Origin of the sequence: Mycobacterium sp. E1747, from assembly GCF_001667775.1 — a bacterium.
GTDB lineage: Bacteria > Actinomycetota > Actinomycetes > Mycobacteriales > Mycobacteriaceae > Mycobacterium.
Window position 1 is genome coordinate 1 of record NZ_LZJI01000090.1, and the last position, 11,883, is coordinate 11,883.

The 11,883-nt window shown below is 70.1% G+C and carries 9 protein-coding genes and 1 pseudogene; 2 read left to right on the forward strand and 8 right to left on the reverse strand.

The window, feature by feature from the left end:
* On the reverse strand, positions 1-158 hold a 158-nt coding region (locus A5695_RS29510), incomplete at its 3' end, for an acyltransferase domain-containing protein (RefSeq protein WP_304442341.1).
* A 6-nt stretch (positions 159-164) separates the two neighbouring features.
* Here A5695_RS29510 and A5695_RS09430 point away from each other — a divergent pair.
* Both A5695_RS09430 and A5695_RS09435 read left to right on the forward strand, forming a co-directional pair.
* Positions 165-1,454, forward strand: a pseudogene (locus A5695_RS09430) (acyltransferase domain-containing protein); the annotation flags it as partial.
* Between the two features lie 127 nt (positions 1,455-1,581).
* Positions 1,582-2,643: a type III polyketide synthase gene (locus A5695_RS09435; RefSeq protein WP_068080287.1), complete on the forward strand. Its 1,062-nt coding sequence runs from the start codon at positions 1,582-1,584 to the stop codon at positions 2,641-2,643.
* A gap of 20 nt (positions 2,644-2,663) precedes the next feature.
* Here the strand turns inward: A5695_RS09435 and A5695_RS09440 are convergent, their stop codons facing one another.
* From A5695_RS09440 to A5695_RS09470, 7 genes are all read right to left on the reverse strand, one after another.
* Positions 2,664-4,430: an ABC-F family ATP-binding cassette domain-containing protein gene (locus tag A5695_RS09440; RefSeq protein WP_068080289.1), complete on the reverse strand. Its 1,767-nt coding sequence runs from the start codon at positions 4,428-4,430 to the stop codon at positions 2,664-2,666.
* Between the two features lie 115 nt (positions 4,431-4,545).
* Positions 4,546-5,652, reverse strand: a complete 1,107-nt coding sequence (locus tag A5695_RS09445) for an enolase C-terminal domain-like protein (RefSeq protein WP_068080303.1) — start codon at positions 5,650-5,652, stop codon at positions 4,546-4,548.
* On the reverse strand, positions 5,649-6,665 hold the full coding sequence (locus A5695_RS09450; RefSeq protein WP_197515425.1) for an SDR family oxidoreductase: 1,017 nt from the start codon (positions 6,663-6,665) through the stop codon (positions 5,649-5,651). Before A5695_RS09450 ends, A5695_RS09445 begins: the two co-directional genes overlap by 4 nt.
* A 19-nt stretch (positions 6,666-6,684) precedes the next feature.
* Positions 6,685-8,478, reverse strand: a complete 1,794-nt coding sequence (locus A5695_RS09455) for a glycoside hydrolase family 15 protein (protein WP_068080291.1) — start codon at positions 8,476-8,478, stop codon at positions 6,685-6,687.
* Positions 8,471-10,174: a GMC family oxidoreductase gene (locus tag A5695_RS09460; protein WP_068080293.1), complete on the reverse strand. Its 1,704-nt coding sequence runs from the start codon at positions 10,172-10,174 to the stop codon at positions 8,471-8,473. The genes A5695_RS09455 and A5695_RS09460 overlap by 8 nt, the downstream gene beginning before the upstream one ends.
* Positions 10,174-10,920, reverse strand: coding sequence for a gluconate 2-dehydrogenase subunit 3 family protein (locus A5695_RS09465; RefSeq protein ID WP_068080295.1), 747 nt, complete (start codon positions 10,918-10,920; stop codon positions 10,174-10,176). Before A5695_RS09465 ends, A5695_RS09460 begins: the two co-directional genes overlap by 1 nt.
* Before the next feature lie 5 nt (positions 10,921-10,925).
* Complete coding sequence (locus tag A5695_RS09470; protein WP_068080297.1) at positions 10,926-11,405, reverse strand: hypothetical protein; 480 nt, start codon at positions 11,403-11,405, stop codon at positions 10,926-10,928.
* Positions 11,406-11,883: the final 478 nt, after the last annotated feature.

The window sequence follows — 11,883 nt, forward strand, 5'->3', positions numbered from 1 at the left end:
CGGCCACGCGCCGCCACGATGCGCGCCGCGTCTGCCAGCGACACCACGCCGGCCACCTGCGCCGCGGCGATTTCGCCGACCGAATGGCCCAGCACCACATCGGGAGTAACCCCCCAGGACCGCCAGAGCGCGGCCAGGGCGACCTCGAACGCGAACAACGCCGGCTGGGCGAAATCGCCGCGGCGCAGGTGGCCGGCGTGGTGTCGCTGGCAGACGCGGCGCGCATCGTGGCGGCGCGTGGCCGGCTGATGGCAGCGCTGCCGGGGGACGGGGTGATGGTGGCGGTGAGCGCCGGGGAGGCCGAGGTCGCGCCGATGCTGAGCGATGGTGTCTGCATCGCGGCGGTCAACGGCCCCAATGCGGTGGTCCTCTCGGGTGAGCGCGCCGCGGTGGCCGCTGTGGCGGATCGGTTGGCGGACAGCGGCCGGCGGACGCACCGGCTGGCGGTCTCGCACGGCTTTCATTCGGCGCTGATGGAACCGATGCTCGACGAGTTCGCCCGGCTGGTCGCCGACGTCGCGCCGCGGCCGCCGCGAATAGGCTTGATTTCCAACGTGTCCGGGCAGCCGGCCGGCCCAGGGTACGGGTCCGCGCGCTACTGGGTGGAGCACGTGCGCCGGCCGGTGCGGTTCCTCGACGGCGTACGCGCCGCCGAGGCCCTCGGGGTGACGGCGTTCGCGGAAGTGGGCCCGGGCGGCGGGCTGAGCGCGGCGGTGGATCAGTCGCTGACCACCGAGCGACCCATCTCGGTGATCACCCTGCCCAAGGATGGTCCCGAAGTCGAGTCGCTGCTGGCGGCGGCCGGACGGCTGTTCACCGCCGGGGTGTCCGTAGGCTGGCCGGCGGTGTTGGCCGGCTCCGGGGGCCGACGTGTCGACCTGCCGACGTATGGCTTTGCCCGCCAACGATTCTGGCTGCGTGGTACGCAGGAAGCGCTGCCCGCCAACCTAAGCCGGTCCCCGGATCTGGCCGAGCAGTTGCACGCCCTGGCTCTTGGGGAGCAGCAGCGGCGACTGGCTGAGCTGGTCTGCGAGCATGCCGCCGCTGTCGCGGGACACCCCGACGGGCGGGCCATCGATCGCGACCGCGCCTTCGCCGACCTCGGCTTCGATTCGCTGACCGGCGTTGAACTGCGCAACCGGCTGACGACGGCGACCGGATTGGCCCTGTCGCGGACCCTGATCTTCGACTATCCCACTCCCGCCGCGCTGGCCGACCATCTGCGTCAGCAGCTATTTCGCGGCGAGGACCGGGAATCGGAGGAGGAAAGGGTATGGAATTCGCTGCGCAGCATTCCACTCGCCGAGCTACGAAGAACCGGATTGCTCGACAAGCTTCTCCTACTCGCCGGCGGCACGGAAAACGTTGTCGCCGAACCGATCGCCGACGCGATCGACGAGCTGGCCGCCGACGCCCTGATCGCGATGGCGCTGAGAAACAAGGACTCCGAATGAACACATCCCGGCGCAATAAGGCACATGTCGAATACTTCAAACTTTTGCCGAATTATCGGCAACCGCATAAACTTCGGAAATTGGCGAAAGTCGCATTCGGGCTGGGATGCAAGCAAAAGGGTCGGGCATGAGCGTCATCGCGGGTGTATTCGGAGCGTTGCCGCAGCATCGTTACAGCCAGGCCGAAATCACCGACCAGCTCGTCGAATTCCCCGCATTGACCGAACACGAGGAGATCGTGCGTCGGTTGCACGCCGCCGCCAAGGTCAACAGCCGTCACCTGGTCCTGCCCCTGGAGCGGTACCCGTCGGTCGCCGACTTCGGTGAGGCGAACGAGATCTTCATCGAACACGCCGTCGAACTCGGCTGCGAGGCGCTGCTGGGCGCGCTCGAGGAGGCCGGCCTGCAGCCGCAGGACATCGACATGATCGCCACCACCACGGTCACCGGTGTGGCGGTGCCGTCGCTGGACGCGCGGATCGCCGGACGGCTCGGCCTGCGTCCGGATGTGCGGCGGGTGCCGCTGTTCGGGCTGGGTTGTGCGGCCGGGGCGGCTGGGGTGGGCCGGCTGCACGACTACCTGCGCGGCGCGCCGGACGGCGTCGCCGTCCTGGTGTCGGTCGAGCTGTGCTCGCTCACCTTCCCGGCGGTCAAGCCGACCGTGTCCGGGCTGGTGGGCACCGCCATGTTCGGCGATGGGGCGGCCGCCGTGGTCGCCGTCGGCGACCGTCGCGCCGAGCGGCTGAGCCCCAGCGGGCCCGACATCGTCGATTCCCGCAGCCGGTTGTATCCCGAATCGCTGCACATCATGGCCTGGAACGTCAGCTCGGCCGGCCTGCACCTGGTGATGTCGCCGGAGCTCACCAACTTCATCGACCGCTACCTGGCCGACGACGTCGGCCGGTTCCTGAGCGACCACGGGCTGACCAAGGACGACGTGGCCGCCTGGGTGGCCCACCCCGGCGGTCCGAAGGTGATCACCGCGATCGGCAACAGCCTCGATCTGCCCCCGGATGCCCTCGAGCTGACCTGGCGCTCGCTGGGCGAGGTCGCGAACCTGTCGTCGGCGTCGGTGCTGCACATCTTGCGAGACACCATCGCCAAGCCGCCGCCCGGCGGGGGCCCGGGGCTGATGCTCGCGATGGGACCGGGTTTCAGCGCCGAGTTCGTGCTACTGCGCTGGCGCTAGGGCGAGGGCAGCCGGGCCGGTCATTCGAGACTCTCCGACAGCTCCAGCCACCGACTCTCCGTGGAGGCGACCTCGTCCTCGAGTGCGCGCAATTCCGTGGTGAGCCGCGTGATGCCGACGTGGTCCGCCTGGTCGTGCTCGGCCAGCTCGTGATGTTTGTCGGAGATCCGGTCGGCCAGGCGCGCAAGCTGGCGCTCCATGCCGGCCAGCTCCTTCTCCGCGGCCCTGCGCTCGGCTCCCGACATCCCCTCGGGTCGGGCCGCCCCGGCGGCCGCGTCGGTTTCCCGCGCGGCGGCCAGCCGAAGGTACTCGTCGATGCCGCCGGGCAGGTGTCGCAGCCGTCCGTCGAGAATGGCGTACTGCTGGTCGGTGATGCGCTCGAGCAGGTAGCGGTCGTGCGAGACGACGATCAGGGTCCCGGCCCACGAGTCGAGCAGGTCCTCCATCGCGGTGAGCATGTCGGTGTCGACGTCGTTGGTCGGCTCGTCGAGCAGCAACACGTTCGGCTCGGCGAGCAGCGTGAGCATCAGCTGCAACCGGCGCCGCTGGCCTCCGGAGAGTTCGCCGATGCGGGCGGAGAGCTGGCCGCGCCCGAAGCCGAGCCGCTCCAGCAGCTGGGTCGGCGTCACCTCGCGGCCCTCGACCTCGTAGCCGCCGCGCAGCCGGCCCAGCACGTCGGCGATGCGGTCGCCGGTGAGGCCGGCCAGGGCGTCGCCCTGCTGGTCGAGAACGGCCAGCTGAACGGTTTTGCCGCGCTTGACCCGTCCGGTGTCGGGCGTGATGGTCCCGGCGATCAGCCCCAGCAGCGTCGACTTCCCGGCGCCGTTGGCGCCGACGATCCCGGTGCGTTCGCCCGGGGCGATCCGCCACTCGACGTCGCGCAGCACCGGGCGGCCGCCAAAGGCCACCGACACGTCGAGCAGGTCGACGACGTCCTTGCCCAGCCGGGCGCTGGCCAGCTTGGCCAACTCGACGGCGTTGCGCAGCGGCGGCACGTCGGCGATCAGCTGGTTGGCCGCCTCGATGCGGAACTTGGGCTTCGAGGTCCGCGCCGGGGCGCCGCGGCGCAGCCAGGCCAGCTCCTTGCGCATCAGGTTCTGTCGCTTGGCCTCCGCGGTGGCAGCCAGCCGGTCTCGCTCGACGCGCTGCAGCACGTAGGCCGCGTAGCCGCCCTCGAACGGTTCCACGATCCCGTCGTGCACCTCCCACGTCGTGGTGGCGACCTCGTCAAGAAACCAGCGGTCGTGCGTCACCAGCAGCAGCCCGCCGGTGTTGCGCGCCCAACGCTGGTTGAGATGGTCGGCCAGCCAGGTGATGCCCTCGATGTCGAGATGGTTGGTGGGCTCGTCGAGGGCGATCACGTCCCACTCGCCGACCAGCAGCCGGGCCAGCTGCACCCGCCGGCGCTGACCCCCGCTGAGCGTGGAGATCGTTGTATCCCAAGCAATGTCGGAGACCAGGCCGTCGACCACATCGCGGACCCGCGGGTTGCCCGCCCACTGATGTTCGGCCGCCTCGCCGACCAGCGTCCAGCCCACCGTGTGGGCGGGGTCCAGGGTATCGGCCTGGCTGAGCGCGCCGACGCGCAAGCCGCTACGGCGGGTCACGCGGCCCGAGTCGGGCCGCAGCTGGCCGGTGAGCAGCCGCAACAGGCTGGACTTCCCGTCCCCGTTGCGGCCGACGATGCCGATCCGCGCGCCGTCGTTCACGCCCAGCGTGACCGAATCGAATACCAGCTGGGTCGGATATTCGAGGCTGATGGCCTCGGCTCCCAATAGGTGCGCCACTGGCCCGACCCTACTGCGGCTACTCCCGGGTCAGCAGCGCACGGTCGACTTCGCTCTGGGTCTCGGGCGACGCCTTGCTGGCCAGCGCGTCCAGGAAGCGCGGTCCATGCGCGGATTAGGCTTTCCGATACGGCTCGGCGTCAGCGCGTTTGAACTCCAGCCCCAGACCGGGCCGGTGTCGATCCGGCCGCAATTCGCCGCCGTCGGGGGGCAGGGCGCCGTCGAAGAGCATGTGCTCGATGCGGTGGTGATCGTGGAAGTACTCGAGGTGCCGGAGGTTGGGGACGGCGCTCGCCACGTGGGCGTGCAGGTTGGGGGCGCAGTGGCCCGACACGTCGACGTTGTGGGCGGCGGCCACCGCCGCGGCCCGCAGCCAGTCGGTGATGCCGCCGCAGCGGGTGACGTCGATCTGCAGGCAATCGACCGCCTCGGCGGCGAGCATCCGGCCGAAGTAGGTCAGGTCGTAGCCGTACTCGCCGGCGGTGACGTCGGGGATCACCTGGTCGCGCACTTCGCGCAGCCCGGCGAGGTCGTCGGAGGACACGGGTTCTTCGAACCAGGTGACGTCCTGGTCGGCCATCGCGTGGGCGACCCGTACCGCCTGCTTGCGGCGGTAGGCCCCGTTGGCGTCGACGTAGAGTTGCGCATCGGGCCCGATGACGCTGCGCGACAGGGCGATTCGCTCGAGGTCGCGGCGCTCGTCGGAGCCCCAGGACTCGCCGATCTTGATCTTGACGCGCGGGATCTTCCACTCGTGGACCCAGCGTTCCAGTTGGCCGCGGGTCTGCCGCTCGTCGTAGGTGGTGAAGCCGCCGCTGCCGTAGATCGGGACCGCCTCGTGCGCCATGCCGAGCAGGCGGCATACCGGTAGGCCGAGCAGCTCGCCCTTGAGGTCCCACAGGGCGGTGTCGATCGCCGAGATCGCGCACGACACCAACCCCGGTCGGCCGTTGTTGCGCATCGCCCGGACCATCGCCTGCCACCCGCCGGTGATGTCCAAGGCGCTGTGTCCGGTCAGCGTGCCGGCGAGCGGCCCGGTGATCAACGCGGCGCAGGCGCCGTCGGCGTACGTGTAGCCGATCCCGCACCGCCCGCCAGCCGCGACCTCGGCCAGCACCAGCGTGGTCGACGACCAGGGCAGGGTGCCGTCGGCTTCCGGTGCGTCGGTGGGGATTTGGTAGACCTGGGCGGCGACGTCGTCGACGGGTGCGTCGACGCTCATCGGGCCCACCGGCGCGCGGCGAGCCACGCGCCCAGCCCGGCCGCGCCGAGCGCCCCGGCGCCGCTGGCCACCGGGTGCTGCGACGCCCACAGTTGCGGGCTCATGGCGTGGGAATTGTCGTCGAACCCGCCGTGAGCGCCGTGGTCGCTGCCCGGCTCCTGGTCGAGCGGGTGCCAGAGATTGTCGGGCCGCCCCGGGCCGACGCGCTCGTCGGTCTGCTGCGAGTCGTAGCCGGTGCGGCCCAGGTAGCGGTCCAGCAGCGGTGCGAGGGCCTTCTGCGCCAGCAGGGTCACCACGGTGGAATCGCCGACCCAATACTGTTTGCGCTCAGGGTGATCGGCCGCGTAGAGGACGCCACGGGCCGCGACCTCGGGCTGGTAGATCGGGGGCACGGGCTGCGGATGGCGGGGCAGTCGGGACAGCACCCAGGAGAACTGCGGAGTGTTGACGGCGGGCATCTGCACCACGGTGACCCGCACCTTCGAATGCTCGTGCAGCAGCTCGCAGCGCACCGATTCGGTGAACCCGTTGATGGCGTGTTTGGCGCCGCAGTACGCCGACTGCATGGGGATGGAGCGTTGGCTGAGCGCGGACCCGACCTGCACGATGGTGCCGCGGTCCCGCGGCCGCATCTTGGCCAGCGCCGCCATGGTGCCGTGCACGTACCCGAGGTACGACACCTCGGTGACCCGCTTGAACTCCTCGGCGCTGATGTCGCTGAACGGCGCGAACACGGAGGTGAAGGCGACATTGACCCACACGTCGATAGGGCCGAAGGCGGCCTCGGTCTCGTCGGCGGCGGCGACGACGGCCGCGTGGTCGGCGACGTCGGTGGGGATGGCCAGCGCCTCGCCGCCGCCGGATTCGACGTCACGCGCCGCGCCGTCCAGCCCGGCGGCGCCGCGGGCGAGCAGGGCCACGTTCGCCCCCCGCTGCCCGAACAACTGGGCGGTGGCGCGGCCGATGCCCGCGCTGGCTCCGGTGATCACAATTGTCTTTGGGGTCGGTGTCATCGCCGAAATCTCCTCTCGTTCAGTCGTGGTGGACGGCGTCATCGGCCAGGGTGGACGTGCATTCCAGCAGCAGGGCGTGCGCGAAGGCCTGCGGAAGATTGCCGCGCAGCTGGCGCTGCCGGACGTCGTATTCCTCGCAGAACAAACCCGGGGGTCCGCAGGCGGCGCGGTTGCGCTCGAACCAGCGCATCGCGCAATGGTCATGTCCCAGTTGGTGTTCAGCGAGCGCCATCATGAAGCCGCAGAGCAGGAAGGCACCTTCGGCGTCGCCGAGGTCTCGCTCGTCGTGCCGGAAGCGGTAGACGAAGCCGTCGTCGCTGAGTTGCTTGCGGACGGCGTCCAGGGTGGCCCGGGTGCGCGGGTCGTCGGCAGGCAGGGCCCCGCGCACGGGCGGCAGCAGCAGCGACGCGTCGGTGCCGCGCAGTCGCGGGCTGCGCTGCCAGTAGCCGCCGTGCGGGTGCAGGCTGCTGGCGGCGGTGTCGGCCAGGATCGCGTCGGCCAGCGACGCGCAGCCGGCCACCTCGGGGCCGCCGCCGGCCACCTTGGCGATGGCGCGCAGCCCGGCCACACACGCCAGGCGGGACTGCGTCCAGTGCTCGTCGTCGATCTCCCAGATACCCGCATCCGGTTCGCGCCAGCGCTTTTCGATCGCCCCGATGGCGGCCTGCGCGGCGCGCCAGCCCTCGGCGTCGAGCCGGCCGGCGTGGCCCGCCCGGGCCAGCAGCTGCAGGGCCTCCCCGAAGACGTCGAGCTGGAATTGCTGGTTGACCCAGTTGCCCACCTTGTCGGTGCCGCCGGGATAGCCGGGCAGGTCGAGCTCTTCCTCACCGGGCACGCTGTCGCCGCTGACGATGTAGGCCGGTCTGAGGTCGGGCCCGTGCTCGAGCAGCCGGGCGCCGACGAATTCGACCGCGTGATCCAGCAATTCGTGCGCCCCGACCGTCGCGGCGGCGACGCCGGCGTAGACCTGGTCGCGGATCCACGCGTAGCGGTAGTCGTAGTTCTGGTTGGTGTGCGCGCGCTCGGGCAGGCTCATCGTCGCGGCGGCGACCATGCCGCCGCCGCTGCTGGTCAGCCCGCGCAGCACGGCGTAGGAGTGGCGGCCGTCGCGCGGGGCGATGGTGCAGTTCAGCTCGGGCACGCTGCGATGCCACGCGGCCTCCGTTGCGTCCCAGGTGATGTCGGGGTCGGGCGGCCGGTCCGGGAGGGCGCGTTCGCTGAGCTCCAGCACGAAGTCGTGCTGATCGCCCTCGTCGACGGGGATCTCGCACGTGAGGAGCTCGCCGCGGCCACGCGCCGCCTTGATCGAACGCACATCGCAGCCACCGACCCAGCGCCACCGCAATGGGCCGGACTTCGCGCTCCACACCCCGTCGGCGACGCTCGGGTCGCCGGGACCGTGGCGGCCGAATACCGCGCTCGGCTGCAGCACCACCCGCACGCCCGCGGTACCGCGGCAACCGATCAGCCGGCGCAGCAGCACCACCCGATCGGGGTCGCCCGGAAAGGCAAGGGCCTCACGGCATTCCACGATACCGTCGCGGGTGATCCAGCGATTGCGCCAGATCAGGCTGCCCGGCTCGTAATAGCCACCCCACACGTGCCGCAAGTCCGTCGGGGTGATCGCGTACATCCCGCCGCCCCCGATGAGGTTCGAGAACACCGCGTCGGAATGCCACCGCGGTGCGCACATCCACGCGACGTCGCCCTGCGGCCCGAGCAGGGCGCCCCGCTCGCCGTCGGCCAGCAGCGCGTACTCGCGCAGCACCCGAGGGGAGAAGGTCGCCTCGACGTCGATCGTGCGGTCAGCCACGGACCCCGGCCTCCGCCGGCCGCCTCACCGCAACGTCGGCGCCGATCTTCGCGGTCGCCATCCGTTGTGCGAGGCGCGAGGCGAGCGCCATGATGGTCAGCGCCGGATTCGCCGAGCCCTGCGTCGGACACACCGAGCCGTCCGCCAGGAACAGGTTCGGCACGCCCCACACCCGGTGATCGGAGTCCACCACCGAGTTGTCCGGGCGGGTGCCCATCCGGGCGCCACCGATGAGGTGGGCGAACCGCTTGATGGTGAGCACGTCCTGGGCGCCGGCGGCGTGCAGGATGTCGCCGATCACCTCGGTGGAGTAGGCCATGTTGGCCTTGTCGTTGTCGCAGAGCGTGTAGTCGAACCTGGCCACCGGGATGCCATACGGGTCCCTCTCTTCGGCGAGGGTGACCCGGTTCTGCGGCAGCGGCAACAATTCGTTGAGCACGCCGATGGTCGCCCAGTGGTTGTAGTCGCGCATGTACTCGCGAAGGGCGCGGCCCCAATGCCCGTCGGCCATCACATGTTCGGCCCAGCCGATGGGCAGCGGTGAAACGGTCTGAATGGAGAAGCCGCGGGCGAACCCGCGCGACGAGTCGGTCTCGTAGAACTGCTCCGAGGACACTTCCGGTGGCGGTGCCTTGTACATCCGGACCTCTTCGGGCCACCGCCCGGCCGACTGAGTGGCGCCCTGCACCATCACATAGCGGCCGACCTGGTCGTCGTTGTTGCCCAACCCATTCGGGAAGCGTTCGCTCGCCGAGTTCAGCAGCAGGCGCGGCGTTTCGATGGAATACCCGGCGATCGCGACGGCCTTGGCCCGCTGCAGCCGTTCGGTGCCGCCGGCCTCGTCGTAGTAGACCACCCCGCGGGCCGCGCCGGTCTCGTCGAGCTCGACGCGCGCGGCCATGCAGTTGGCACGGATCTCCACCGCGTGGGCCAGCGCATCGGGCAGGTGCGTGACATACGGGCTGGCTTTGGCGTTGACCTTGCAACCTTGCAGGCAGTAGCCGCGGTAGATGCAATGCGGTCGGTTGCCGAAAGTGCCGTTGACGATCCCGACGGGCCCGACCCGCATCTCGATCCCGAGCTGCATCGCCCCCCGCCAGAGCTTGGCTGCGGCGCCCGAAATGGGGTGTGGCGAAAAGGAATAACGGTGGGGGTAGCCCCAGGGCCAGTTCTGCCCGGCCACCGGCAACTCCAGCTCGACGCGCTCGTAGTGGGGGCGGATGTCCTCGTACTGGATGGGCCAGTCGGCCCCAACTCCGTCGAGGGTGTGGGTGTGAAAATCGCTGGGATGGAACCGCGGGGTGTAGCCGGCATAGTGCACCATCGAGCCGCCCACCCCGCGCCCGGAGTTGTTCTTACCCAACTCGATCGGGTCATCCCCGCCGATGATGCGCTTCTGTGTCCAGTACAGCGAATGGGAGCCCGCCTCGTCGGACACCCAGTCCTCGTCCGGGTGCCAGAACGGGCCCGCCTCGAGGATCACCACCCGCCAGCCGGCCCGCGCCAGCCGTTGCGCCAGCACCGACCCGCCGGCACCCGCCCCGACGATCACCAGGTCGACCTCGTCGTCGTCGCGGTAGCGCCGCATCGTCTTTTCACCCGGCAGGTCGCGCGAATGCACGTCGAGCAGGAACCGCGATTCGTTGTCCTTCGGTCCGATCGCTCCCCTCAGGAGCCCGCGGAGCCGGTCGCCCATCACCACTCACCCCGCTGGACCACCCGGACCGGGTCCTCGTCCGTGGCGCCCGGGGTCTCGAACGGCTCGCGGGCGGCCGCCGGACCGGTGGCGCCGCCGAGGCGCATGAACCCCCGCGGGTAGGCCGGTCCGCCGAAGCCGATCTCGTTCCACGCCCACGGGTGGGAGTAGAAGCCGGACAACACCATTCGCATGCATACCGACCAGGCGCGTTTGACGTTCAGACGCTCCCACGCGCCGCCCCCGAGGGCACCGTCGGCGAACTGATCGATGATCTCTTCGCGGGTGTCGGGGTCGACGTCGGCGAACGACGCCTTGCCGCAGCGGCTGGATGCGGCCTCGTCGAGGCCCCGCAACACCAGCCGCCAAGTGTCGCGGTCGTCGGGCATGTCGGCGTACTGGTACCCGTCGAGTCGCCCGTCGGCCAGCTTGGAATCGACGGACTCGGGCACCGGCACGCGCGGCTCGCGGTCCTGCGCCAGCACCGTGTCGCAGAACGCGCGCAGGCAGGGCTCCTCCTCGGCGGTGAAGAAGCGCAGCGGGCCGGGCGGCTCCAGCCGGGCCAGCACCACATTCTTTTTGGCGTCGTCCCAGCTGTCAATGGTTTCCAGCACGTCAAAATCCGGGTAGCGGCCGATCATTTGGGGTGTGACGCCGCGGCGCTGCTCGGGTAGCCACGACGGGTGCGGGGGTTCGCGATCCGGACGCAGGTTGGGCAGGTGGTCGGGGCGGGAGGTGTCGGCCATCGCGGTCAGCCCCGGAACCGCTCGCGTCGCAGGATCGAGGCCAGCAACCCCATCGCCCCGACCATGCACATCAGCCCGGGGGCCGCGATCGGCGGGCCCATGGGCACGTTGTAGGACGCGTTCTTCCAGCCGCCCGGCTTGCGGGCGACCCCCCGCGCGTGCAGGTATTCGCCCATCAGGCCGTTGGCGGTGTAGACGCCCGCGGTGATCGGCAGCCAGAGTTTGGCCCAGCGCCGCGAGAACACGCCGCCGATTCCGGCGACCACCACGGGCGGTGTCACAACGATCGGGCTCCACATCCACTTGTTGCCGAAACTGGCCTTGTAATGCTCGAAATAGATTTCCGCCGTCGTGACGACGGCCGCGATGGCCGTCAGCCCCGACAGCGAGCGTTCGAAGCGGCCGTGCGCGACGTTGTGCAACGTCCGCTCGGCGAGCTGTTCTGCCTCTTTCATGCGTCGACTGCCGTTGCTTAACAACAACATTGGGTTGCCTTCCTCGCTCGTTGGTTTACCTGAGGCAGCCGATCGGCTGCGCGCGCTGACCTCCGCGGATGTGCGGGATGCATTGCGCGGCATGGGGGATGGGGCAGCCGCGCGCGAAGAATGCGTGCCGCCGTCTTGCCCATGCGTCACCTCACTCCTGAAACGAGACACGCGCGGGCGGCCGACGCGATCAATAGTCGCGATGACTGCCCAAAGAACTGGCATACGCCCAGCTGCGTGTTTCAACCGAGGTCGTCCCGACAGCGCGTCGTGACCGAAGCGCATCCGGTGCGTACCCGATCCCCGTCGGTGTAAACAGTTCGACAGGTGTCGGGTTGACGGGCCGACGGGCATCGTCGGCGCTCGCGACGACTTGTCAGCGGGTCTCGGTATGATCGCACACATGTTCGAGTATTCCTTGGCCTCGCGGTGCACGCCGGAATCGTCGGCGCTGCTGGGTCGGATGCGTGAGGCGGGT